Annotated in this window: 24 protein-coding genes; 10 read left to right on the plus strand and 14 right to left on the minus strand. The window is 29.5% G+C overall.

Features of this window, described 5'->3' with window-relative positions:
* Window positions 1–10 precede the first annotated feature (10 nt).
* From serS to QOR43_RS01705, 3 genes are read left to right on the plus strand one after another with little or no spacing between them, the layout of a single operon-like run.
* Window positions 11–1,264: a serine--tRNA ligase gene (serS, locus tag QOR43_RS01695; protein WP_265133370.1), complete on the plus strand. Its 1,254-nt coding sequence runs from the start codon at window positions 11–13 to the stop codon at window positions 1,262–1,264.
* Window positions 1,265–1,275: 11 nt separating this feature from the next.
* Entirely contained in the window at window positions 1,276–2,352 is a 1,077-nt protein-coding gene (locus tag QOR43_RS01700; protein WP_265133369.1) for a glycosyltransferase family 4 protein, read from the plus strand.
* Between the two features lie 40 nt (window positions 2,353–2,392).
* Window positions 2,393–4,054 carry an ABC transporter ATP-binding protein gene (locus QOR43_RS01705; protein WP_283571407.1) on the plus strand — a complete coding sequence of 554 codons (1,662 nt, stop codon included), beginning with the start codon at window positions 2,393–2,395 and terminating at the stop codon, window positions 4,052–4,054.
* Here the strand turns inward: QOR43_RS01705 and QOR43_RS01710 are convergent.
* From QOR43_RS01710 to QOR43_RS01720, 3 genes are read right to left on the minus strand one after another with little or no spacing between them, the layout of a single operon-like run.
* Window positions 4,009–5,055, minus strand: coding sequence for a glycosyltransferase family 9 protein (locus QOR43_RS01710; protein ID WP_265133368.1), 1,047 nt, complete (start codon window positions 5,053–5,055; stop codon window positions 4,009–4,011). The genes QOR43_RS01705 and QOR43_RS01710 overlap by 46 nt on opposite strands.
* Window positions 5,056–5,113: 58 nt before the next feature.
* Window positions 5,114–5,470 (minus strand): type II toxin-antitoxin system PemK/MazF family toxin, encoded by a 357-nt coding sequence (locus QOR43_RS01715; RefSeq protein WP_265133366.1) that lies wholly within the window; start codon window positions 5,468–5,470, stop codon window positions 5,114–5,116.
* A complete protein-coding gene (locus QOR43_RS01720) occupies window positions 5,457–5,684 on the minus strand; it encodes a ribbon-helix-helix domain-containing protein (RefSeq protein WP_265133365.1) in 228 nt (75 codons plus the stop codon). The genes QOR43_RS01715 and QOR43_RS01720 overlap by 14 nt, the downstream gene beginning before the upstream one ends.
* Window positions 5,685–5,849: 165 nt before the next feature.
* Here QOR43_RS01720 and typA point away from each other — a divergent pair, with 165 nt between their 5' ends.
* Window positions 5,850–7,649, plus strand: a complete 1,800-nt coding sequence (gene typA / locus QOR43_RS01725; protein WP_265133364.1) for a translational GTPase TypA — start codon at window positions 5,850–5,852, stop codon at window positions 7,647–7,649.
* Here the strand turns inward: typA and QOR43_RS01730 are convergent, their stop codons facing one another.
* The 9 genes from QOR43_RS01730 to lipB all read right to left on the minus strand — a co-directional run bounded on the left by QOR43_RS01730 (window position 7,650) and on the right by lipB (window position 16,708).
* Entirely contained in the window at window positions 7,650–9,170 is a 1,521-nt protein-coding gene (locus QOR43_RS01730; protein WP_265133363.1) for an NAD(P)H-hydrate dehydratase, read from the minus strand.
* Between the two features lie 403 nt (window positions 9,171–9,573).
* Window positions 9,574–9,696, minus strand: coding sequence for a hypothetical protein (locus QOR43_RS01735; RefSeq protein ID WP_283571404.1), 123 nt, complete (start codon window positions 9,694–9,696; stop codon window positions 9,574–9,576).
* A 38-nt stretch (window positions 9,697–9,734) separates the two neighbouring features.
* Entirely contained in the window at window positions 9,735–11,021 is a 1,287-nt protein-coding gene (locus QOR43_RS01740; protein WP_265133362.1) for an adenylosuccinate synthase, read from the minus strand.
* A gap of 11 nt (window positions 11,022–11,032) precedes the next feature.
* Window positions 11,033–11,809, minus strand: coding sequence for a ribonuclease PH (rph, locus tag QOR43_RS01745; protein WP_265133361.1), 777 nt, complete (start codon window positions 11,807–11,809; stop codon window positions 11,033–11,035).
* A 36-nt stretch (window positions 11,810–11,845) separates the two neighbouring features.
* Entirely contained in the window at window positions 11,846–12,781 is a 936-nt protein-coding gene (locus QOR43_RS01750; protein WP_265133360.1) for a ketopantoate reductase family protein, read from the minus strand.
* 1 nt (window position 12,782) lies between these two features.
* Window positions 12,783–13,850 carry a threonine synthase gene (gene thrC, locus QOR43_RS01755; RefSeq protein ID WP_265133359.1) on the minus strand — a complete coding sequence of 356 codons (1,068 nt, stop codon included), beginning with the start codon at window positions 13,848–13,850 and terminating at the stop codon, window positions 12,783–12,785.
* Window positions 13,851–13,960: 110 nt separating this feature from the next.
* On the minus strand, window positions 13,961–14,749 hold the full coding sequence (locus QOR43_RS01760; protein WP_265133358.1) for an ABC transporter ATP-binding protein: 789 nt from the start codon (window positions 14,747–14,749) through the stop codon (window positions 13,961–13,963).
* 42 nt (window positions 14,750–14,791) lie between these two features.
* The gene (locus QOR43_RS01765) at window positions 14,792–16,030 is read right to left on the minus strand and encodes a transposase (RefSeq protein ID WP_265133357.1); all 1,239 of its coding nucleotides are present in this window, start codon (window positions 16,028–16,030) and stop codon (window positions 14,792–14,794) included.
* An 87-nt stretch (window positions 16,031–16,117) separates the two neighbouring features.
* Entirely contained in the window at window positions 16,118–16,708 is a 591-nt protein-coding gene (lipB, locus tag QOR43_RS01770; protein WP_265133356.1) for a lipoyl(octanoyl) transferase LipB, read from the minus strand.
* A gap of 61 nt (window positions 16,709–16,769) precedes the next feature.
* Between lipB and metG the strand changes: the two genes are divergently transcribed.
* From metG to QOR43_RS01800, 6 genes are read left to right on the plus strand one after another with little or no spacing between them, the layout of a single operon-like run.
* Window positions 16,770–18,641: a methionine--tRNA ligase gene (metG, locus tag QOR43_RS01775; RefSeq protein ID WP_265133355.1), complete on the plus strand. Its 1,872-nt coding sequence runs from the start codon at window positions 16,770–16,772 to the stop codon at window positions 18,639–18,641.
* 44 nt (window positions 18,642–18,685) lie between these two features.
* Window positions 18,686–19,678 (plus strand): 6-phosphofructokinase, encoded by a 993-nt coding sequence (gene pfkA, locus QOR43_RS01780; RefSeq protein ID WP_265133354.1) that lies wholly within the window; start codon window positions 18,686–18,688, stop codon window positions 19,676–19,678.
* A gap of 9 nt (window positions 19,679–19,687) precedes the next feature.
* Entirely contained in the window at window positions 19,688–19,966 is a 279-nt protein-coding gene (locus tag QOR43_RS01785) for a SpoVG family protein (protein ID WP_265133353.1), read from the plus strand.
* Between the two features lies 1 nt (window position 19,967).
* Complete coding sequence (gene resB, locus QOR43_RS01790) at window positions 19,968–21,503, plus strand: cytochrome c biogenesis protein ResB (protein ID WP_265133352.1); 1,536 nt, start codon at window positions 19,968–19,970, stop codon at window positions 21,501–21,503.
* Between the two features lie 17 nt (window positions 21,504–21,520).
* Window positions 21,521–22,048 (plus strand): SGNH/GDSL hydrolase family protein, encoded by a 528-nt coding sequence (locus tag QOR43_RS01795; protein WP_265133351.1) that lies wholly within the window; start codon window positions 21,521–21,523, stop codon window positions 22,046–22,048.
* Complete coding sequence (locus QOR43_RS01800) at window positions 22,035–23,837, plus strand: acyltransferase family protein (protein ID WP_265133350.1); 1,803 nt, start codon at window positions 22,035–22,037, stop codon at window positions 23,835–23,837. Before QOR43_RS01795 ends, QOR43_RS01800 begins: the two co-directional genes overlap by 14 nt.
* Here the strand turns inward: QOR43_RS01800 and QOR43_RS01805 are convergent.
* The gene (locus QOR43_RS01805) at window positions 23,807–24,391 is read right to left on the minus strand and encodes a recombination protein O N-terminal domain-containing protein (protein ID WP_265133349.1); all 585 of its coding nucleotides are present in this window, start codon (window positions 24,389–24,391) and stop codon (window positions 23,807–23,809) included. The two genes, QOR43_RS01800 and QOR43_RS01805, sit on opposite strands and share 31 nt — an antisense overlap.
* Window positions 24,392–24,414: 23 nt before the next feature.
* On the minus strand, window positions 24,415–25,510 hold a 1,096-nt coding region (locus tag QOR43_RS01810; protein WP_283571405.1), incomplete at its 5' end, for a zinc ribbon domain-containing protein.

A 25,510-nucleotide genomic window follows, 5' to 3' on the forward strand; every position in this document is an offset into this window, starting at 1 on the left:
GGAGGCAGAATTGATAGATATAAAATTAATCAGGGAAAATCCGGAATTTGTAAAGGAAAGGCTTGGCAGAAGGGATAAAAAATATGCAGATATGATAGATGAGGTTTTAAAATTAGATAAAGAAAGAAGAGAACTTCTTGTTAATATAGAGAGTTTGAGAGCAGAAAGAAATGAGAAATCTAAGTTATTTCCTATATATAAAAAAGAAGGGAAAGATACAAGCCAAATACAACAAAGAGTAAAAGAGATAGGAGAACTTATAAAAAGAGATGAGGAAAGATTAAAGCAGGTAGAAGAAGAGCTTGAAAATATACTTCTTTATATTCCTAATATGCCGGCAGAAGATGTCCCAATCGGAAAAGATGAAAATGACAATGTTGAAATAAGAAGATGGGGAGAGCCAAGAAAATTTGATTTTGAACCAATACCACATTGGGAGATAGGAGAAAAGCTCGGCATCCTTGATTTTGATAGAGGAGCAAAACTTTCCGGAGCAAGATTTACAGTTATGTTTAAAGAAGCCGCAAGATTAGAAAGGGCTTTAATAAATTTTATGCTTGATATCCATACAAAAGAGCATGGATATACAGAAGTCTGGACACCTGTATTAGTAAAACCGGAAATTTTATACGGAACCGGACAACTACCAAAATTTAAAGAAGATTTATATAAAATAGAAGGTGAAGATTTATATCTTATTCCTACAGCAGAAGTTACTCTTACAAATTTGCATAATGATGAGATACTTCAAGAAGATGAACTTCCAAAATATTACACAGCATATACACCTTGTTTTAGAAAAGAAGCCGGTTCCCACGGAAAAGATGTTAGGGGAATACTAAGACAACATCAATTTGATAAAGTAGAACTTGTGAAAATCACAAAACCGGAAGATTCCTATAATGAGCTTGAAAAACTTGTTAATGAAGCAGAAAAGATATTACAACTTCTCGGATTGCCTTATAGAGTTGTGCTTTTATGCACTGGAGATATGGGATTTTCAGCAGCAAAAACTTATGATATAGAGGTTTGGATACCTTCTCAAAATAGATATAGAGAAATATCTTCCTGCTCTAATACGGAAGATTTTCAGGCAAGAAGAGCAAAAATTAGATACAAAACAAAAGATGGAAAAACAAGATATGTCCATACATTAAATGGCTCCGGATTGGCAGTAGGTAGGACATTAATAGCAATAATGGAAAATTATCAAAGACCGGATGGAAGTTTTGATATTCCAGAGATTTTGAAAAAATATATGTAGTAGGGGTTATATTGATAAAAATATTATGGGTAAATGCTAATCCAAATCCAAATCCGGGTGGAACCGAGATACATTCAATAGATTTTATAAATGAGCTTGAAAAGATAGAAGATATACAGCTTTATAAAGCAATAGCAAAAGGAAGTTATGTAGATAAGCATATATCCGAAAAAAACAAATTTGATATAACATTAAAATCTGAATTTTCTCCACTAAATACTATAAAACTTATAAACCTTGCAAGAAAGATAAAACCGGATTTTATAATAGGAAATAATGGAAATGAGTATATAAACACATTTTTAGCAGGAAAATTATCCGGAGCAAAGATAATATTATTCAGGCATATGTTAAATTATCAGCCAATTTTTATAAAAAAATTTATACTACCTAATGTTTATAAAATAATAGCAGTTAGCGAAAGTTCAAAAAGGAGATTAATTCAAGATGGTATAAAAGAGGAAAAGATAGAAGTTTTATATAACTTTATAGATGAAGATAGATTTTATCCGGATAATGAAAAAAGAGATAAAATCAGAAAGCAGTTTAATATAAAAGATGATGAAATTGTGATTTTATTTGTCGGAAAAGTAAATAAAGGAAAAGGAATATATGATTTTATAGAAATAGCCGATAGATTAGAAGGTAATGTTAAATTTATTGTAGTTGGAGATGGAAAAGATTTAGAAAATGCAAAAAAATTATTAAAAAATAAAGAAAAAGTTATTTTTACAGGATACAGAAAAGATACAGAATATTTTTATAATGCTTCTGATATTGTTCTTGTCCTATCCAAAGGTGAAGAAAGTTTTGGAAGAACAGCAGTAGAAGGAATTGCAACCGGAAAAGTTGTTTTTGTATATGATATAGAAAATCTAAAATATCTTTTTGAAAATGAAAAATCCGGATTTATCGTAAAAAATAAAGAAGAAGCTATAAAAAAATTAAAAGAAATTATAAATAACAAAGATTTAATGAAAGAAATATCCGAAAATGCTTTAAAACTTTTTAAAGAAAAATACAGCAAAAAAATTATTTTAAACAAATTTATAAATCTATTAAAGGAGAGCAAAAATCCAAACGGTTAAATTTATTTATCAGCAGTTTAGCAAATATAAGATTTTAATAATTTTATCATTAATAGGAAGTATTATAGAAGCCGGAAGCCTTGCAGGTATTACATTTATTGTAAAAAATGTTGTTGATAAAGTTTTTATAGAAAAAGATTTAGAAAAATTAAAAATAATAGTTCTTTTATTATTTTTGATAGCAGTTATTAAACAGATAGGATTTGGATTAAAAGAGTATATGTATCCTCTTGCTTTACTTAAAGTTATGAAAGATTTAAGAGAAAAAATATTCCAAAAATTAATTAATGTAGAGTATCAATCCCTTATTGGAAAACAATACGGAGATATATTAAGTAGAGCAACCAATGATTTAGAAGCTTTTAGAAATGCAATGCTTTTAATAGGTATAGATTTAATTACTCATATTTTTACTGTTTTATTTATGGTTTTTGTTTTGATTTATAGAGATTGGAAATTATTTTTGATATTTTTATTTATAACACCTTTGCTTGCTTTATCTTTTAATTATTTTGGGGAAAAAAGGAAAAAATATTCACAAAAAAATCAAGAGTCAGCATCAGAATATACCCAGTTTTTAAATCAATTAATATCCGGTATAGAGACAATAAAATTATTTAATCTTGATATTATTAAAGAAAAATTTAAGCAGATAAATGAAAATTATTTTAAAAACCAAAGAAAAAATGCTTTATATGATGTTTTTTACCTTTCTTCCCTTGAAACAGTTTCTTATATAGCTACTGCCGGTATTATTTTATACGGAGGATACAGAATAATAAAAGGGGAAATTACTACCGGAGATTTATTTTCCTTTTTATCTGCTCTGCTTATCCTTGTTAATTCTCTGCAAACAGTCCAAAGAGGTGCAATCCAGCTAAAAGTAATAACACCAATCACGGAAAGAATTAAATATCTACTACATTTACCAACAGAAAAAGAAGAAGGTCTGATTTTAGATAAATTTAAAGAAAAAATAGAATATAAGAATGTTTATCTGAATATAAATAATCATAAAATTTTAAAAGATATAAATGCTGTAATTAAAAAAGGAGATAAAATAGGAATAGTCGGTCAAACCGGCTCCGGAAAAAGCAGTTTTATAAAACTTCTTATTGGAATATATAAAAATTATCAAGGTGAAATATTGATTGATAATGTAGAACTAAGAAAATATAATATAAAATCTTTAAGGTATAAAATCGGTATCGTTTCACAGGATATATTTATATTTAATGATACAATAAAAAATAATCTTCTTATTGCAAATCCTACTGCAACAGATGAGCAGATAAAAGAAGCATTGATAAATGCAAAAGCTGATTTTGTTTTTAATCTAAAAGATGGCTTAAATACAATTATTGGAGAGAGAGGAAGTTCTCTTTCCGGTGGAGAAAGACAAAGATTAGCCCTTGCAAGGGTATTTTTAAAAAATCCAGAGATAATTATATTAGATGAAGCAACATCTGCTTTAGATGTACAAACAGAAGATATTATCGTAAAACAGATTTTTGAATTATTTAAAGAAAAAACATTAATAATAATTGCTCACAGATTAAAAACTATTAATAGCTGTGATAAAATCCTTGTTTTTGATAAAGGACAGATAGTAGAAGAAGGAGATATTAACAGCCTCCTAAGTAAAAAAGGAATATTTTATGAGTTATACTCACGGAAAGATATAACTTCTTCACAAGCCTGAATTAAATCATCTTTATAGTTCATATTAGGTGCAACTATACATCTAACCCATTCATGATGATGATAATGAGCCGGATTTTCAAAATTAAATATTGCTACTGTTGGCTTTTTTAAAGCTACTGCTATATGATATGGACCACTATCACTGGATATAAATAAATCGGTTAGATTAATAGCACCAACTACCTCTAATATATCGGTTTTACCGGCTAAATCATAAATATCTTTACTATTTCCAAATCTTTTTATAAACTCTGCATTTGTATCTTTTTCATAATCTGCACCAAAAAGCAGGATAAAATAATCATATTTTTCTTTTAAATATTTAGCTACGGATACTACTAAATCTAAATTGGGTCTTTTTGGTAAAGCATCAGATGTTCCACAACCTATATTAATACCAAGAATTTTTTTATCTGTGTTTAGCTTTAATTTTAAATTTTCCCTAAATTTTTTTGCTTCTTCCGTTTCTTCTATCTCAATGGGAATATTATTTCTTTTTATTCCAAGAGCAGATAAAACCACAAAATCTCTATCTGTATAGTTTAATATTTTAATGTTGTTTTCTTTCATAAATTTTTTTACAGAGCTACTATATTGGCTATATAATAATCCTCTTGGGAATATCTCATTTATTCCGAGGGTTTTTATTTTATATTTAAATCTTGCAACCATAGATACAATAGTTGTTTCAAGCCCATAAGGTTCAAAATCTATAACAAAATCCGGATTTATTTTTTCTATAATCTCAGAGCTTTCTTTTATAACTCTTTTTATACCGGATATTTTATTCATATCTCTTTTATCTATTACATAAAAGCTATCTAAAAGATGATGCTTTGAAATCAGTTTTTCAGAAGGATATCCGGGATTATCCGACAAAAATAAAAGATTTAACTTTGAATTGTTAAAATGATTTTTTAATGCTCTCCAAGAAGCAGAACTCCTTAATAAATCACCTATTCCGGCACTGTGGGTTTTTAGCATTAAAATATTTTTCATTGCTTTTTTTCTTTTTATATAAAAAATATGATATTATATTTTACTTTCCAAAATAGCATTATTCTAACTCCAAATGGATTTTAATCGCCGTATCTAACTTTTTCGTTAAATCTTCTGGTAATTCTCCAATTTCTGAGATTATGCGTTTTTTATCAATTGTTCTTATCTGATTTGCTTTAGCTTTGCAATCTTTATCAAGATTCGCTATACCCTTAGATATGAATACTTCAAAAGGGTAAACTTTATCTAATTTTGACGATGTTATTGGAACTATAGTTACAGTTTCTGCATATTGGTTATTTATGTTATTTGATACAACAACAGCAGGACGCACTTTATTGATTTCGGCTCCAATTGTAGGATTTAAATCCACAAGATAAATGAAGCCTCTTTTAATTTTATTAGATTCCATCATTTATAGTTACTTCCCAATCTTTAGATAGTTCTATATCTTCCTTAGCTGATAATAAATAGCCTTCTTTGAGTTCAGCTATAAGTTTTTCTTTGTCTTTTTGTTTCTTGTATTCTCTTATAGCTTCTGCAATAAAAGCCGATTTATTCTTTACATTGTTTAGTATCTCTGCTACATCTTCAGGAAGAGTTATATTTAGCCTTCTTGCTGTACTCATGATACACCTCCTAATATTTACAATAATACGATTTTTGGTTATAAAAATCAAGGGGGTATTATAAAAATTTTGCAAAAATATAATAAACCTATATAATATCATAACAATTTTTTACAAAAATGCGGTATAATTTTCATTTATCAAAATTTTAAAAAAGGAGATTTTATGCAACAATTTTTAAACCAAAAAGAAGTTAGGAACAATATAAGGAATATAGCTATTATAGCCCACGTTGACCATGGAAAAACAACCTTAGTTGATGCACTTCTTAAACAAAGTGGAACATTTAGAACAAATGAAGAAGTAGCAGAAAGAGTTATGGATAATATTGATTTAGAAAGAGAACGCGGTATTACAATTATGGCAAAAAATACAGCTATAAGATATAAAGATGTAAAAATTAATATTGTAGATACTCCGGGACACGCAGATTTTGGTGGAGAAGTAGAAAGAACATTAAAAATGGTAGATGGAGTTTTACTTTTGGTTGATGCTTCCGAAGGACCACTTCCTCAAACAAGATTTGTCCTAAAAAAAGCCCTTGAAAGTTCTTTAACTCCAATTGTAGTAATAAATAAAATAGATAGACCGGATGCAAGAATTCAAGAAGTTATAAATGAAATTTATGATTTATTTATAGATTTAGATGCAACAGAAGAACAGCTTGATTTTCCTATTATTTATACAATAGCAAAAGATGGTATAGCAAAAGAATCCTTAGACCAAGACAGCAAAGATTTAAAGCCTTTATTTGAAAAAATAATAGAGTATATACCGGCACCAACTTATGATAAAGATATGGGATTACAATTTTTGATAACATCTCTTGATTATGATAACTTTGTAGGAAGACTTGCTATTGGTAGAATATTTAACGGAACTGTTAAACAAAATCAACAAGTTAGTGTAGTAAAAAAAGATGGAACTATTTTAAAAGGAACGGTAAGAGTAATTTATACTTACGAAGGATTAAAAAGAATTGAAACAAAAGAGGCAAAAGCAGGAGATATAGTAGCAATAGCAGGTCTTGAAGATATAACTATAGGAGATACAATAGCAGATGCAGAAAATCCGGTTGCCCTTCCTCCAATAACGGTAGAAGAGCCAACAATATCTATGATTTTTTCCGTAAATGATTCACCTTTTGCCGGCAGAAGTGGTAAATATTTAACATCAAGACATTTAAGAGAAAGATTATATAAAGAAACATTAACAAATGTAGCTTTAAAAGTTCAGGATACAGATAATCCTGATTCTTTTCTTGTAATGGGAAGAGGAGAACTTCAACTTGCTATTTTAGCAGAAATGATGAGAAGAGAAGGTTATGAATTCCAAGTTTCTAAACCAAAAGTAATAACCAAAGAAGAAAACGGTGAAATATATGAGCCTATGGAAAGGGTTTTAATAGATATACCTGAGGATTTTGTAGGAGTAGTTACACAGAAACTTGGTTCAAGAAAAGGAAGAATGGTAAATATGATAAATCACGGTTTTGGAAGGGTAAGACTTGAATTTATAATGCCTTCAAGAGGTTTGATTGGATATAGGTCAGAATTTAAAACAGATACCCGCGGTGAAGGTATGATGAATACATTATTTGAAGGTTGGGAAAGATGGCAAGGAGAAATAAGAACAAGAATAAACGGAGCTTTGATAGCAGATAGACAAGGTGTTGCTACTCCTTATGCTATTTTTGGATTACAAGATAGAGGTATTTTCTTTATAGACCCGGGAACAGAAGTTTATGAAGGAATGGTAGTTGGAGAACATAACAGAGATAATGATTTATATGTAAATGTTACAAGGGAGAAAAAATTAACCAATGTGAGAGCATCCGGTTCAGATGAAAATATAAAAATAGTTCCTGCTAAAAAAATGGATTTTGAAAGAGCTATGGAATGGATAAATGAAGATGAGCTTATAGAAGTTACACCGGATGCAATAAGAATAAGAAAGAAAAAATAGTTATTGAGATAACTGTTTTATAGCTTGGGGTATAAACTCAATAATAGCAGTAGCTTTAAGGGATTCTTCGGATTTGGCTAATTTTGCCAAATCCCCTGCAAAACTATGAAGATAAACAGCAGTTTTAACAGCTTCTTCAGTAAGCAATCTGTTTATTAAAGCCCCAAGCATTCCTGCTAAAACATCACCTGTTCCGGCAGTTGCCATTCCGGCATTTCCAATTATGTTGTAATATACCTTTCCATCAGGAGTAGCTATTATTGTTCTTGCAGATTTAAGCACAAGGTAAGAATTTGTTTTTATTGCAAAATCTTTTGCTATTTCTTCTAAATCTTCAGGAATTTCCCTTTTGATTAATCTTTGAAACTCTCCAATATGTGGAGTTAAAACTGTTGGCTTTTCTCTTTCTTTTAAAAGGATTTCATAATTTTCTATCTTTGCAAGGTTATTTAATCCATCTGCATCTATAACAATTGGTTTATCTATATTGAGTAAAGATTTTACAATTTCAGTTGTATTTTCATTTACAGACATACCCATACCTACAACTATTGAAGAAAATTTTCCATTTTTTAAAATATTTATAATTTCTTCACTACTTGAAAATATACCATCTTTATCAGAAACAGGAATAGACATTTCTTCAATCAGATTTGTTTCTACTATCTGATTTATTGAGCTTGGAACAATGGCAGTAACTAATCCGGCACCGCTTACAGAAGCAGATTTAGAAGCCATTATAACTGCCCCTGATTTTCCCACAGAACCACCAATAACAGCTACATGTCCGAATGTATATTTATGTCCTGTTTTTTCTCTCTTAGGTAATTTTATTATATCCTTTGTAAGAATATATCTTTTTATATCTTCTGCATATTTTTCATTTAATGATATATCTACAAGATACACCTCTCCACAATACTCGCTGGCAGGATATAATATATGAACTAATTTTTTAAAGCCGAAAGTTATTGTTATATCGGCTTTTATAAACTCTCCTTCTATTTTTCCGCTATCTGCAGATAATCCGGAAGGAATATCAACTGAAACAACTTTTTTATTTGATTTATTTATTAATTTTATTATTTCTTCCCTATAACCACTTATAGGTGGTTTAAATCCGGTTCCAAAAATTGCATCTATAATTAAATCAACATCATTTAAATATATCTCATTTATATTATTTTCCGCTATAAATTTATATTTTCCACCAAAATTTTTAAAAATCTCTAAATTTTTTTTGTTATCTGCAGAAAGTTTATTTTCATCATTTGATAATATATATACATCTACATCAATTTTATCTCTGAGAAGATATCTTGCTATTACAAGACCATCTCCGCCATTATTACCACTTCCTACAAAAACAGCAACTTTTTTTAATCCATTAAATTTTTCTTTTATGATTTGATAACAACTTCTTCCGGCATTTTCCATTAATACAAGCGATGCTATGCCGGTTTCTTCTATGGTTTTCTTATCTATTAAAGCTATTTCGGATGCTTTTAAAACCTTCATCATTCTGCTAATTTTTGTAATCCTATCATTAAATATCTATATAGTTCCCCTCTTTTATAGACATTTATTCCACACACATCAGGGGTTTGGAATTACTAAGATAATCCCTATAGTAAGGATTATTCATCAGTAATTCACAGGGAGCACTATTACACCCTTTCTGTCTCTCCAAATATTGTTTTACCAATATTTGAAGGACTTGCTTTTTTGATGTGTATGGTGTTATTATATCTCCAAGAGAACTTCTCTTAGAGATATTCCTTATTCAATTAAAATTTTTATAGCAAATATTATAATCTTATTTTATAGAAAAGTCAGGTATTATTTGCTATAATTTTGTATAAAATCAGTAATTAGTTTTTAATAATATTTGTCAAGATATATCTAACTATATTTGGCTATAATTTTAATTACTAGTTCCTATACCTATACCTATACCTAAAATCATGTAAAGTAGAAACATAATATCGGTGCTATGGGTTGTGCCAACTTCCACAAGCTTTTTTTGTGTTTCTATTGTGTCAGCCATATTTATGCCTCCAAGTTAGCAAATGCTAACTTATTATATCATAACCATGTATATTCAGAGCGTTCCGGACCTGTTGATAACATAACTACTTTTACGCCGGTTTCTTCTTCTATTGTTCTAATAAATTCCTCTGCTTCTTTTGGAAGTTTAGATTTATCTTTTAATCCTTTTGTGGTTGTATTCCATCCTTTTAATGTTTTATATATAGGTTTGCATTTTTCAAGGATTTTTAAAGATGCAGGAAATTCTGTAATTATTGCTCCTTCGTATTCATAAGCAACGCAAACTTTTATTTCAGAAAATTTATCAAGGACATCAAGTTTTGTTATTATAATTCCGTCTAATCCATTTATTCTGCAAGCAAATTTTAATGCTACTAAATCAAGCCATCCGCATCTTCTTGGTCTTCCGGTTGTAGAGCCGTATTCATGACCTTCTTCTCTTAATCTATTTCCTATATCATCTGATAACTCTGTTGGGAATGGGCCTTCTCCTACTCTTGTTACATAGGCTTTGCTAACACCGTAAACTTTTGCTTTTCCTATTAGTTTTGGCGATACGCCGGTTCCATTGCATATACCAAGAGCAGAAGCATTGGAAGAAGTTACATAAGGATATGTTCCCATATCAACATCAAGCATAGTTCCTTGAGCACCTTCAAATAAAACCTTTTTTCCTTTTAATAATTCGTTATGAAGCAGTAAAGATGTATCTGTTATAAGATTTTTTATTTTTTCAAACATTTGTAAGGTTTTTTCATATACTTGATTTATATCTAAATTAAATTTTTCATTATAAATCTTTTCTGTAATTTCTTTTGCTTCATTCATAGCTTTTTCAAGAACTACTCTAAAATATTTTGCATCAAACAAATCAACCATTCTTATTCCATTTCTTGCATATTTTGCCATATATGTTGGACCTATACCTTTTAATGTTGTTCCTACTTTATCTTTACCTTTTGCCTTTTCTGATAAGCTATCAAGAAGTTTATGATATGGGAAAACAATATGAGACCTATCACTTATATATAATTTTCCTTCAAAATCTTGGGCAACTTCTTTTACAGATTCCATCTCTTTTAGAAGTTCTTCTAAATCTACTACTACTCCATTTGTTATTATATTTTTAACTCCTTTATGTAATATGCCTGATGGAATGAGATGCAATGTATATTTTTTATTATTTACAATAACCGTATGTCCTGCATTGCTACCACCTTGGTATCTAACTACATAATCATAATCCGGTGCAAGTAAATCTACTATCTTTCCTTTTCCTTCATCACCCCATTGGGAGCCAAGTATTACAAGACTTTCGCTCAATTTTTTACCTCCTATCTATCAATATAAACAAACTCTTTTATATTCTTTCTTTCCCAATGACCTATGGAAGGTATTCCTTCTATTAACTCTTTTTGGATATGTATAAGTTTTTTTATTCCAAGTTTTGCATATTCAAGCATTTTATTAAAATCTTCCTGTGAAAAAGAATGCTCTTCACCGGTTGCCTGTATTTCTACAAACTCACCTTTTCCGGTCATTACAACATTCATATCTACTTCTGCTGTAGAATCTTCTTGATAATTTAAATCGAGGATTACTTCATTTTTTAATCTTCCTACGCTTATTGCGGCTACATAATCTTTTAAAGGGTTTTGTTTTACCCTTCCTTCTTTTGTTATTTTTATCATTGCATCGGCTACTGCTATAAATGCACCGGTTATTGATGTTACCCTTGTTCCACCATCAGCCTGTATTACATCACAATCAACCCAGATAGTTCTTTCACCGAGTTTTTTTAAATCTACTGCTGCCCTTAAAGCCCTACCTATCAATCTTTGGATTTCGTGGGTTCTGCCACTTGGAGAACCTCTGACTATTTCTCTGATATTTCTTGTTTCTGTTGCTCTTGGAAGCATAGAATATTCTGCAGTTATCCAGCCTTGCCCTGTTCCTTTTAAAAAAGGTGGGACTTTTTCTTCTACCGAAGCAGTAACTATTACTTTTGTATTTCCGATTTCTATTAAAACCGAACCTTCTGCATAAATATTGAAATCTCTTGTGATTTTTACATCTCTTATTTGTGCCGGTGCCCTTTTGTCAAAACGCAAATCTATCTCCTTCAAGATTTTAGTTATTATAAAATTCTACCACAAATTAAGCTTCTCTTTTCTTTTAACCATCTTGGTGATTGTGTCATTTACCGGTAGATATATACCTTTTTCTTCTGCAAGTTTTACAACTGCTCCATTTAATGCATCTATCTCTGTTCTTTTTTTAGATTTTAAATCATAATACATTGAAGGATAATGTTTTGCTGTAGGTGGTATAAGATTTTTATAAAAATGTTGTATATAATCCTCCGGATTATCCCATCTTAATTTTATATTGTTTGCTTTTGTTGCAATAAATATCTCATTTATAATTTTATTCATTAGATCTTTGGTGTTTTCATCTTCTGCAAGTTCTCCGTAACTACATTCAAGTAATGCTCCAAGAGGATTTAATGCACAGTTATAAATTATCTTATCCCATAAAATTTGCTGAATATCCGGTGCATAAGAAGCAGGTATTCCGGCTTTTTTTAAAACACAAGCAATTTTTATAATATCCTCTTCTTTTACTGCTTTATCCTGATTTCCTATTCTTACATCATCTGCATTTACCGTTATCTCTACTAAGGTAGGTTTTATAACTTTTGCTCCAAAAATTACCCTTGCCAATAAGGTATGGTTTTTGCCGATTATATTGCTTACTTTTTCATAATTGCCGTATCCATTTTGAGCTACTATTACAAATGTGTTTTGTTTTACTACATTTTTTATCTGATTTATTGCAGTTTCTGTATCGTAGGATTTTACTGTTAAAAAGATTAAATCATAATCTAAATCTTTTATATAATCTGTTATATCATCTAAAATAGCTTCGTGCTCTCCCCATATTCCTGTAATTTTTAATTTTTTATCTTTAAAAAGATGTAGATACTCTTTTTTTGTTATTCCATATACTTGATGTCCGGCTTCTTTCAGAAAAACGGCAAAAACTGTTCCGACTGCTCCAAGCCCGAATACTGCTATCTTCATTTTATAATTCTAAGAATTTTGCTATCTGATTAATATCCGGTGGCATCTCTATTGGTTTTTCGCTTGCCATTATAACCGTGTCAGGGTCTTTTAAACCATTTCCTGTAAGTGTGCAGGTTATAATTTCTGAGCCTTTGAATAATCCTTTTCTGTAAGCTTTTATAACGCCGGCTACAGATGCGGCAGATGCAGGCTCGCAGAATACTCCTTCCGTTGAAGCTATTAATTTATATGCTTCAAGAATCTCTTCATCTGAAACTGCATCTATAAATCCATTGCTTTCTTTTGCTGCTTGTAATGCCGGTTGCCAGCTATAAGGATTTCCTATTTTTATTGCTGTTGCTATTGTTTGAGGATTTTTAATAGGAAAACCTTTTACGATGGGAGCTGCTCCTTCTGCCTGCCAGCCTATCATTCTAGGTGTTTTTTTAACTTTTCCTTTTTGATAATACTCTTTGTATCCTTTCCAATATGCTGTAATATTCCCTGCATTCCCAACAGGTAAAAAGTGAAAATCCGGAGCTTCTTCAAGATAATCACATATCTCAAAAGCAGCTGTTTTTTGCCCTTCTATTCTGTATGGATTTACAGAATTAACAACTTCTACCGGATATTTTTCTCCAATCTGTCTAACTATTGTGAGTGCATCATCAAAATTTCCCATTAATGCAATGATTTTAGCTCCATATATCATTGCCTGTGATAATTTTCCTACGGCTACTGCACCTTTTGGAAGTATTACATAAGCTTTCATTCCGGCTCTTGCAGCATAAGCAGCAGCAGATGCAGATGTGTTACCGGTTGAAGCACAGATAACTGCTGTTTTTCCTTCTTCTTTTGCTTTTGATATTGCCATAGTCATTCCACGGTCTTTAAAAGAGCCGGTAGGATTAAGTCCTTCATATTTAAGATATATCTGTAAATTTTTATCCGGTGCTATTGCTTTTGATAAATTATCTGCTTTTATAAGGGGTGTATTTCCTTCATGTAAAGATACAACAGGTGTTTTTTCAGAAACCGGCAGATATTCTCTATAAGCTTCTATTATACCTTTCCATTTACAATCCAAATTTATCGCCTGATTATCAAACTGCTATTGCAGTTTGACCGTGGTATTTATATTCCGCCTTAATTTAAGATGCCTATTCCACGGCAGGCGGTATTTAGGCATCTGCTTTATTAAATTTTAGATGATTTTTTTAATTCTTTAAATAGTTCCTCTGTAATAGGGCCTTCTGCTCTTCTATTTATAAATTGTTGAACTACCGGGTCTTTGCTATTTTTAATTTCTTCTGGCGTTCCTATTGCATATATTACACCTTTATGTATAAATGCTATTCTATCGGCTATAGAGAAAGCACTTTCTAAATCGTGGGTAACAACTACCGATGTGATATTTAGATTGTTTCTTAAATCTACTATTAGATTATCTATCATTGCAGATGTTACCGGGTCTAATCCAGATGTTGGTTCATCATATAATATAATTTCAGGGTTATAAGCTATAGCTCTTGCAAGGGAAACCCTTTTTCTCATACCACCTGATAACTGGGAAGGATACAAATCTTCTATACCATTTAAACCTACAAGGGCAAGCTTAGATTTTGCTATATTTCTAATCTCTTCTTCTGACATTTTTGTATTTTCTAAAAAATAAAATCCTACATTTTCCCAAACCTTTAAACTATCAAATAAAGCACCTTCCTGAAAGAGATACCCTATTTTTTTTCTAAACTCTATAAGCTCTATATCCTTTAAAGAAGTTATATCTACTGAGTTTATATAAATTTTTCCGGAAGTTGGCTTTAAAAGACCTATTATATGTTTTAAAACTGTGCTTTTTCCGCTACCACTACCACCAATGATAACAAAAATTTCACCTTCATAAATCTCAAAGCTAACATTTTTCAAAACTTCTCTATAATCAAACTTCTTAACAAGATTTTCTACTTTTATTTTAACCATCATCTCTCCTGACAAATATCATATCATATTTTAAATTGTTGTGAACTACTCCTTAATAAATTGAGGAGCTTCCTGCTTCACAGCTGTATATCTCGTAGACTGCAAGTTATATTGCATTCCGCCGACAGAGCCAGCTCCACAGGCTTCAGCTTGGGTAGTTCCTACCCTACCACCCGTTAGGTGGGTGAGCCCTATTTGATATAGATTTTTACTTGCATTCTCATCTCTATCGTGTATTGTTTTGCATATAGGACACTGCCATTTTCTTATTGATAGGGTAAGCTGGTCATTTTTATATCCACATACACTACAGGTTTTACTACTTGCATAAAATCTATCCGGTTTTTCTATATGCCTACCATACCATTTTGCTTTGTATTCCAACATATTAATGAATGTTGACCAGCTTACATCGGCTATCTGTTTTGATAACTTGTTGTTTTGTATCATTCCTTTTATGTTTAGACTTTCTACCACAATAGTATCATACTGCTTGGTTATCGCAATTGACACCTTGTGGAGAAAGTCTTTTCTCTGGTTTACTATTTTTTGATGTTGTTTTGCTACTTTCTGTCTTGCTTTCTCCCAGTTCTTACTTCCTTTTTGTTTTCTTGATAGCTGTCTTTGTAGTTTTATTAGTTTTTTTTCTGACTTTTGTAGATATTTTGGGTTTTCTATGTGGTGTGTAGTTTCTCCATCGTGTATTACTGCAAACTCTTTTATTCCTACATCTATTCCTGCTGTTTTGTTTACTGGTTTTAATGGTTGTATTTCTTTTCTGGTTAATACATTTAGATAGTATCTACCGTCTGGTGTTTTTGTTATACTTATGCTTCTTATCTGCCCTTCTATGTTTCTATGCATTTTTATTGGGATTGGTGTTTTTAGTTTTGGTATTTTGAGTTGTCCTCTTTTCTTGCTTATTTTTTCTATTTGAAAATGCTGTGGTATGTGGACTGTTTGTTTTGATTTTTTCTTTTTGAATTTTGGAAAACCTGCTTCTCCTTTGAAAAAGTTTTTATATGCAATATCAAGATTTTGTAGTGATACCTGTAAGCTCTGGCTGTTTGCTTGTTTTAGAAATGGATACTCTTTTTTTAGTTTTGGAAGCATTGATTGGTATAGGCTGTATTTCCATTTTATTCCTTTTCCTTCATATTCTTTTTTGGATAATGCTAAGAAATGGTTATATACAAATCTACAATGTCCAAATTGGATGTTTAGGAAATCTTCTTGTTCCTTATTTGGAAAAATCCGAAATCTGTATGTATATTCTGTTTTCATAGCTAAATACCACCTATAATATTATAATGCAAAACTAACAATAAAAAGATATTTTTGGCTTAAACCAGAATTGGCACAGAGTTTTCCTTAAAATTTCTTCCACGACCTTAAAATTTCTTCCACAACTTTATTTTTTAAAATATCTTTTTCTATATTTATTCCTTCATTTATTAGAGAGGTAGCTTTTATTCCTTGTAGATTGCAGGGATTTATAAGATTAAATTTTTCAAGATTAACAGAATGATTTACAGCTATGCCATGCAAAGAATACCCTCTTGAATATCTAAAACCAAGAGATGCCAATTTTCTATTTTGTATATAAAATCCGGGATTTTTATTATCATAAAATATTCTTTTATCCAAATCTTTAAAAAAATTATCAAAAGCTTTTATTACTCTTCTGTAAAAAAATGGTGGATTTTTTGCTTCAAAAACAAAATAAAAAATAGGCTGTCCTATTCCATGAAAAGTGATTGAACCACCCCTATCTGTTTTCACCGGATTTAAATTTTTAAATTTTTCAATATCTTCATTTGCTCCAACTGTGAATATATCATAATGCTCACATAATATTAAAAAATTTTTATTTTTCTCGGTAGCTTCTTTATGTTTTTCCTTCATAAACTCAATGCCTTTTTCATACTCAACCAATCCTATATCTAAAATCTCAATATCCATTCTTTAAATCTCCAAATTATTGTTATAATAATATTCTATAATCTTTTTTAGAGGTTTTTTGATGGCAGAAAAATTTTATATAACTACGCCTATATATTATGTAAATGATGTGCCTCATTTGGGGCATGCTTACACAACAATAGCTGCAGATGTTTTGGCAAGATATAAAAGACAAAAAGGAATAAAAACATTTTTCTTGACCGGAACAGATGAACACGGTCAAAAAATACAAAAAACAGCCGAAGAAAAAGGTATCTCTCCTAAAGAGCTTGCAGACAAAACCCATTTATCATTTAAAAAATTATGGCAAAAATTAAATATCCAATATGATAGATTTATAAGAACTACCGATGAAGACCACAAAAAAGCAGTGCAATATATTTTCCAAAAATGTTATGAAAATGGAGATATATATTTAGCTGAGTATGAAAGTTGGTATTGTGTAGGATGTGAAGAATTTAAAACAGAATCAGAAATAAAAGATTTAGATTATAAATGTCCTATACATCTAAAACCTTGTGAGAAAATAAAAGAAGAAAGCTATTTTTTCAGATTATCAAAATATACTGATATTCTTCTTGAGTTTTATGAAAAAAATCCGGATTTTATCCAGCCTGATTTTAGAAGAAATGAAGTAATATCTTTTGTAAAACAGGGATTAAAAGATTTATCCGTATCAAGAAGAAGAGAAAGGGTATGGTGGGGCATACCTGTTCCTTTTGATGAGAACCATACTATTTATGTTTGGTTTGATGCCCTTACAAATTATCTAACAGCAGTAGGTTATCCGGATAACTTAAATGAATTTTGGCCGGCAGATGTTCATATTGTAGGAAAAGATATTCTCAGATTTCATGCAGTTTATTGGCCTGCATTTTTAATAAGTGCTGGATTGGAAATTCCGAAAAAAGTTTTTGCCCATGGCTGGTGGACTGTGGAAGGGCATAAAATGTCCAAATCCCTTGGAAATGTTATAGACCCATTTAAGATTACAGATGAGTACGGAGTAGATGAAATTAGATATTTCTTACTAAGAGAAGTGCCTTTTGGATTAGATGGAGATTTTTCTAAATCTGCATTGATAAATCGTATAAATTCAGACCTTGCAAATGATTTAGGAAACCTTATATCAAGGTCTTTATCAATGATACAAAAATTCCAAAACTCAGTAGTAGAAAACTACACAAAACTAACAGATATAGAAGAAGAATATATAAATCTTTATAAAGAGATATATCAAAAATTTGATGAAGAAATTAATAATCTAAATTACAGCAAAGCCCTTGAATATGTATGGCAATTTATAGATTATCTAAATAAATATATAGTAAAAGTAGAACCTTGGAAATTAAACAAAGAAAAAGATGAGTATCTTAAAACAACCCTTTATATACTTGCTGATGGATTATTGGCAATATCTTATATGTTAAAACCATTTATGCCTTCTAAAATTGAAAAAGCATTAAATATGCTTGGAATAAATCAACTTCCAAAAGATATAAAGCCTCTTATTTATCCGGCAGGAAATAAGATAGGTAATATAGAGCCTTTGTTCCCAAGAATAGAGATAAAAGAAGAACAAAAAAAGGAGGAAAAGAAAGAAGTGGAAGAGTTCATAACAATAGAAGATTTTGCAAAAATAAAATTAAGAGTTGGAAAAGTTTTAGAAGCAGAAAAAGTAGAAAAATCTGATAAACTTCTAAAATTAAAAGTAAGCTTAAAAGATGAAGAAAGAACAATAGTTTCCGGTATAGCACAATATTATAAACCGGAAGATTTAATAGGAAAAAAGGTTATAATTCTTGCAAATTTACAACCAAGAAAGATTTTTGGAATAGAATCAAAAGGAATGCTACTTGCAGCAAAAGATTCCAATACATTAAGAATCTTAACAGTAGATGGAGATATAGAAGAAGGAAGCTATGTATCTTAAAGCATGTTATAACTTTTAAAATATACTGCAAGAGGTTTGATAATATGAAAAAATTAAATAAAATGGGTAAAATCGCAGTATTGACCAGCGGGGGAGATGCGCCCGGTTTAAATGCATGTATTAGGGCAGTAGTTAGAACGGCATGCTATTATAATTTAGAAGTTATCGGTATAAAAAGAGGATATAAAGGTTTAATAGAAAAAGATTTTATACCTTTATCTGCAAGAGATGTTGCCGGAATATTGCAAAAAGGTGGAACTATACTACTTTCTTCAAGAGAGCCAAGATTTCACGAGTATGAATATAGAAAATTAGCTTATGAAAATCTAAAATCAGAAAATATAGAAGCATTATTTGTAATAGGTGGAAATGGAACATTTCAAGCAGCAAATCTCTTGGCAAAAGAGTTTGATATACCCATAATAGGAATACCAAAAACAATAGATAATGATTTGTATGGAACTGATTATACCATAGGATTTGATACTGCCGTAAATAATGCAGTGGAAGCAGTAGACAAAATAAAAGATACATCTATCTCTCATGAAAGAATATTTGTTGTGGAAGTAATGGGAAGAGATAGCGGATTCTTAGCATTGGAAGTTGGGCTTGCTACAGGGGCAGAGATAACATTAATACCGGAATATCCATTTCCTATGCATCATATTGTAGAAAGTATTATCAGCTCAATAAAAAAAGGGAAAAGATTCGCTATTATAATACTTGCAGAAGGCGTTGCCCATGCAAAAGAATTCGCAGAAACTCTAAATAAACATCTAAAACCATATATAGATGAAGATATAAGATATACGGTGCTTGGTTATATCCAGAGAGGTGGCTCTCCTACTGCATTTGATAGAGTTATTGCATCTAAATTCGGTGTATTTGCAGTAGAACATTATCTTTCAGGAAACAAAAATTTTATGGTAGCCTATGAAAATGGTAAATTAACTGCTAAACCTCTTGAAATATCCTTTGGGAAGATAAAAAAACCGGATTTAAAAGATTATCAAATTGCAAATATCCTTTCTTCTTAGAGTCAAATTATGGAAATTACGGAAGTGAAAATATATCCGTTTGATACAAGAGGAATAGGTGGAAGAATTAGGGCTGTAGCTCATATTATTTTGGATAATCAGCTTATTATAAAAGATATAAAACTTATACAGAATAAACATGGTGGTTATTTTATATCATTTCCAAAGAAAAGGACTACTTCCGGTAAATTTGTTGATATTGTAGAGCCTTTATCAAAAGAACTGGAAGAAAATATAAGAAGAGTTATCGTAGATAAATACAAAGAAATTATGGGAATAGGAGATTAAATTGAATAAAAATTTATTTCACAAAATTTTACAGATAGCTGGTAATGTAAAACTGGGTATTACATATCTTATTATACTTGCTTTATTATCTGTTCTTGGCTCTACTTATATAAAACAAGGAGAAACTTATATAACTTATGCAAAAGAGTTTGGTAATACTGCTGCAAAAATTATATGGATAACTTGGCTAAATGATGTATTCCATGCATGGTATTATCAATTACTAATTGTGCTTGTAGCAATTGCAGTTATTGCTTCTACAATAGAAAGATTTCCAAAGATATATCTTTCTGCCTACGGAAAATTTGAGAAAAAAATGACAGAAGGTTTATTAAAAAAACCTTCTACAATACATACTAAAACAACATTAAACATAGAAGAAGCTGTAAAAGCAATAGCCCAATTACTTCATGATAAAGGTTTTAAAAAAGTAGAAAAAGTAGCAGAGGAAGAAGATGCCGTTTATCTTTTTGCAGAAAAAGGGAGAATATCAAGATGGGGAATGCTTGTTACCCACATTGGAATAATAGTGTTTTTAACCGGTGCATTTATAGGCTCTGTATTTGGAATAAGAGGACAGATAGAAATACCGGAAGGAGAAATAAGAGATTATTTTTATAAATTTAGACAAGGTTCTTTATCTCCAAGTGATGAAGCAGTAAAACTTCCATTTGCCATTAAATTAAACAAATTTTGGCTTGATTATTATGATAATCCACAATTTCAAGGAGCAGTAAAATCATTTAATAGCCAGATAGAAATATTAAAAAATAATAAAAAAGTTATGGAAACTGTTGTAAAAGTTAATCATCCGGTAGAGTATGAAGGTTATAGAATATTTCAAGCATCTTACGGAAAAACCGGAGATATAAAATCAGCAGATATTGTGGTTGTAGAATTTGATAAAATCCTATCAATAATGGAAAAAGGAAATCAGCTAAATCAAAAATTGATATCTGAAAAAGATGAAGATAAAAAAGCAGAATATGAAAAACAACTAAGAGATTTACAAAGAGAAATAGATGAATATTTCCAAAAAGCCCCAAGAATAAAATATACTTATGGGCAGGAATATATACAATTTCAAGATATTAAGATGAAAGTATTAAACCAAACATTAAATTATAAAAATCCTATGCTTATAAATCAAGATATATATGACCCTATTATCGTAGTAGAGTTTTTATATAATGGAAAAGATTTAAGAATTCCTATCATAGGAGACCCGACAGTAGCTTTATCAGCTTTTGAAAAATTCGGCTATTCTCAAGGATTTAAATATCTAATGATGATAGAAAAATTAGAACCAAGATATTTTTCCGGATTACAGATAAGTAATTTCCCCGGAACAAATTTAATCTGGATAGGAACTGTAATCATTGTATTTGGAACAATGCTTGCATTTTATACAGTCCACAGAAGGGTTTGGGTAAAAATCCAAAAAGATGGAAATATCTATATAGCTTTATATTCCCAAAAATTTAGAGAATCTTTTGAAGAAAGCATAAAAGAAAGTTTAAATGAATATCTAAGATGAGGAAAATAATATTTTTATTGTTAGTAATTTTTAATTTTTCCATAGCGAAAGAAGTTACAATAATAGGAGATAGTTTGTCTGTAGGAGCAACCAAATATCTAAAAAGCTTCATACCTGATGCATATATAGATGCAAAAGTAGGAAGGAAGTTTCAAGAACTTGGCAATATCATTCCCCAACTGGAAAAAGATGGGAAATTAAAAGATATAGTTGTGTTAGAACTTGGAACAAATGGAGATTTTGAGATAGAAGAGGCTTTAAACTATGTAGATTATCTACTGAATAAAGGTAAAAAAGTAATTCTTGTAAATGTGAAAGTTCCAAGATGGTGGCAAGATATAGTAAATAGAAAGTTATATATAATCAATAAATTAAGACCCCAAACCCTTTTACTTGATTGGTATTATATTAGTAATACTGTTTGCCAAATGCAAAATATAAATTGTTTCAGGGAAGACGGCTATCATCTTACAGATGAAGGAAGTTATATATTTAGTTATTATATATACTCTGCCATTTCGGTTATAAGAAATGGAGAAAATTAGAGATAGATTAGATGGTCTAAAAGGCTTATTAATTATCGCTGTTATTATATATCATTTTTTATTTGTTTATTATCCTACAAATATAGATTTTTTTAAAGGTGGATTTTTAGCAGTAGATTTATTTTTCGTTTTATCCGGATTTCTTATAACTAAATCTATGTTTAGAAGATATGAGCAAAATGAAGGGGAAATAGGGAAAACTTTTATAGATTTGATATATTCAAGATTTATAAGATTAATTCCACCATTTGTTTTTGTTTTAATGATAATAACAGGATTTGTTTATTTTACCAAAAATGATTTATTTGATACTTTTGCAGAAGAAGGTATTTTTTCATCTTTATTTTTATACAACTGGTGGCTTATTTTTAGAGATATTCCATATTTTCAGCAATATACAACACCTATATTTTTACTAAACTTTTGGTATCTTTCTGTTTTATTTCAGCTATATATTTTCTGGTTTTTATCTTTCTTATTTTTAAGAAGATTTTTTTCTGAGAAAGTAATCATATATTTCTTAATATCTCTGATAACTTTATCTTTATTGGAAAATTATATAATCGGAAATGTTTATCAATTAACAGATAGGGCTTATTTTGGAACGGATACGAGGGCTTTTTCTTTCTTTATCGGGGCATTATTTTATATTTTAAAAGATAAGGATTATTTATCATTTCTTAACCATTTTCTATTTAAATTCTTACCTGTAATTAGCTTAGTTTTATTAATAACAATATTTTTTGAAATTAGCAGTTTTAATGATTATTTATATCCATTTTGGTTTTTAGTAGTAGATTTAATAGGCTTAATAATTTTGTATGGAATTTTTAATTTTGATTTTATGAAGATTTTATCAATATTTGCTATTATAGGTAGAAGGTCATACTCTTTATATCTATCCCATTATCCTGTATTTGTTTTGATGCAGATAATTTTAAAAGAAGAAAGTATATTATTCGCAATTTTAACAACAATAGCAATAACAGAACTTAGCTATAATCTAATAGAAAGATTTGATTTAAATAATTTTCCGGTTTATAGAATTATAAATGCTATATCTTTTGCTTTATCAATTGGCTTTATTTTTGGTTATATAAATGATTACTCTAAGAAACAAAATATAGTTTCCTCAAAAGAAGAGAATATTGTTTCAATCTCGGATACAGATATAAAAGAAGAAGTAAAAGAGGAAATATCTAAGATAGTTAAACAAGATATTCAAAACTCTGAAAATAAACCTACAAATCAAGAAAAAATTTCTAAGGATGAAAATTTAGAGATTGATAATCAAGAATATTCAGAAAAAATATATATGATTGGTGATTCTGTTATGCTTGGGGCATCAAATATGTTAAAAAAGATATTTCCAAATGCATATATAGATGCAAAAGTAGGAAGGCAGTTAAAAGAAGTTGACAAAATTATAGAAAGCAATATTGATAAAATTCAAAGTTCTCAGATAGTAGTGATAGGACTTGGGACAAATGGGTATTTCCGTAAAGAAGATTTAGAAAAAATAATATCTAAAATAGGTGAAGATAAAAAGATATATCTTCTTACAGTAAAGGTAAATAAACCATGGCAAAATGAAGTAAATAAAAATATATATCAGGTAGCAGAGGAAAAGCCTAATGTAAAGGTTATAGATTGGTATAATATAGCAAAAGATAAAGAGGATATATTTGCAGAAGATAAAACACATTTAAATGTAAGAGGAATAAAATTATATTCTATCCTAATTAAGAAAAATATAAATCAAGAGGAAGAAAAATATTCAGATAGATAATTTTCAAATGCTTTGATATATTGATTTATATTTGGAATATTAAATTTTTCAATCTCTTTAAAAGGAGAGTTTTTAATCTTTAAAACATAATTCCAGTTTAGATTTTTAAGATTATTTGGAAAAATTCCGGATAAATAAACTAATTTGATTAAAAATGCAAGTTTTATCATTTTAGGATTTTTTGATAAGGATAGGTAATAAAAGGTTTTCTTTAATAATATATAAATTTTTTCATCTTGGTAAATGATATATCTGTTAAATATATTGATAATCTCAAATCCGGTTTTGAATATTTCTATATCTTTTGCTATTAAAATTGCAAGATTTTTATATCTTTCTACTTCTTGTATAAAAACAGAATCTTTTTTTATATAAAAAACACCTTTAAATATATTAAAAGGCTCTGTAATAGATATATACGGAGATTTTAGTAATGCTCCATTTTGTATATAAATATTTTCTTTACCCCTTTTTTTCATATAAACGGTTATTGATATATCCTTTTCCCAAATAATACTTTTTCTTAAAATAATTGCTTCATCTTTAAAAAACATATTCGTTTATTTAGCCGTCCCATCTATCCATATCCATAATTTCGTTTATCTATCCATTTGATTAGTCTTTTGAGTTTTATTGCTGAAATTTCTACTAAACTGCTGTATGCTACAAGTCTGCTTAATGACAATACTGATATTAGACCGGTAAAACTGGCAAGCCCCTGACGAGACGGATTTCTGGCAGGAGTATCCTTTGAGATATACTCTCCGGATTTTGACTTGCCAGCTCTTATTCTATTTATTATTCTTATTGCTCTTTTTCCTATATTTACACTTGCATTATAATCTCTATCATATTTTCCACATTCACATTTAAATGTTAATCTGTCTGCTTTTGCTTTTTTATTGCATTTATGACAATATTGAGATGTGTATGATGGCTGTATTTCTAATATTCTCATTCCTTTTAACTTTGCTTTGTATTGTAGTTTGTCTTTTATCTTGCTGTAAAACCATTCTGTAAATCTTTTTATTGCTTTACTGCTTTGCCAATCTGGTATCTTTTTAAATGATAGTTTTTCTATCGCTATTATCTTTATGTTGTAGCTTTTTGCATATTCTATTATCCAGTTTGTGAATATATTTAGTATCTCTTTTCTTATCTGTTTTATCTTTCTTTGTTTTCTTTTTTGTTCTTGGTATAGATGTTTTAATCTGTTTTGTAGTTTTTCTTTATGATTTTTGCTTTTTGTTGTGTGTATATCGTCTGCTATATGGTCTATTTTCTTTTCTATTTTGTCTATCTCTTTTTGTATTCTGTCTATTTTTCTTATTATTCTTTTTGCTTTAAAAAATATTGGTTTTGAATGTCTTTTCTCTTCTAATATTGTTGCTACTGCAAGCCTGTTTTCACTTGGTGATAGGTCTATGGATAATACTCTGTTTTCTTCTATATTCTCTATATCAAAGGATTTTATTTCTATTTCAAATGGAATGATTAATCTGTATATGTTATATCCATTTGAAAGCAACTCTTTTTTTATTAATGGTGCTTGTGGTTTTGCTCCTTTTGTTAGTAATCTTGCTATTTTTGTTGGAACTAATTTCTTTATCTCAAACCATCTAAATTGTTTATTTATTGTTGGTAGTTTTATATTTAATTTCATAAACCATAAT

Source organism: Venenivibrio stagnispumantis, assembly GCF_900182795.1.
GTDB classification, from domain to species: Bacteria; Aquificota; Aquificia; order Aquificales; family Hydrogenothermaceae; genus Venenivibrio; species Venenivibrio stagnispumantis.

Coding starts and splice junctions, on each gene's coding strand:
- QOR43_RS01710 (WP_265133368.1), bottom strand. CDS start 5,055: ATGAAAAATATTTTAATGCTAAAAACCCACAGTGCCGGAATAGGTGAT.
- QOR43_RS01715 (WP_265133366.1), bottom strand. CDS start 5,470: ATGATGGAATCTAATAAAATTAAAAGAGGCTTCATTTATCTTGTGGAT.
- QOR43_RS01720 (WP_265133365.1), bottom strand. CDS start 5,684: ATGAGTACAGCAAGAAGGCTAAATATAACTCTTCCTGAAGATGTAGCA.
- typA (WP_265133364.1), top strand. CDS start 5,850: ATGCAACAATTTTTAAACCAAAAAGAAGTTAGGAACAATATAAGGAAT.
- QOR43_RS01730 (WP_265133363.1), bottom strand. CDS start 9,170: ATGATGAAGGTTTTAAAAGCATCCGAAATAGCTTTAATAGATAAGAAA.
- QOR43_RS01735 (WP_283571404.1), bottom strand. CDS start 9,696: ATGGCTGACACAATAGAAACACAAAAAAAGCTTGTGGAAGTTGGCACA.
- QOR43_RS01750 (WP_265133360.1), bottom strand. CDS start 12,781: ATGAAGATAGCAGTATTCGGGCTTGGAGCAGTCGGAACAGTTTTTGCC.
- QOR43_RS01760 (WP_265133358.1), bottom strand. CDS start 14,749: ATGATGGTTAAAATAAAAGTAGAAAATCTTGTTAAGAAGTTTGATTAT.
- QOR43_RS01765 (WP_265133357.1), bottom strand. CDS start 16,030: ATGAAAACAGAATATACATACAGATTTCGGATTTTTCCAAATAAGGAA.
- lipB (WP_265133356.1), bottom strand. CDS start 16,708: ATGGATATTGAGATTTTAGATATAGGATTGGTTGAGTATGAAAAAGGC.
- metG (WP_265133355.1), top strand. CDS start 16,770: ATGGCAGAAAAATTTTATATAACTACGCCTATATATTATGTAAATGAT.
- pfkA (WP_265133354.1), top strand. CDS start 18,686: ATGAAAAAATTAAATAAAATGGGTAAAATCGCAGTATTGACCAGCGGG.
- QOR43_RS01785 (WP_265133353.1), top strand. CDS start 19,688: ATGGAAATTACGGAAGTGAAAATATATCCGTTTGATACAAGAGGAATA.
- QOR43_RS01800 (WP_265133350.1), top strand. CDS start 22,035: ATGGAGAAAATTAGAGATAGATTAGATGGTCTAAAAGGCTTATTAATT.
- QOR43_RS01805 (WP_265133349.1), bottom strand. CDS start 24,391: ATGTTTTTTAAAGATGAAGCAATTATTTTAAGAAAAAGTATTATTTGG.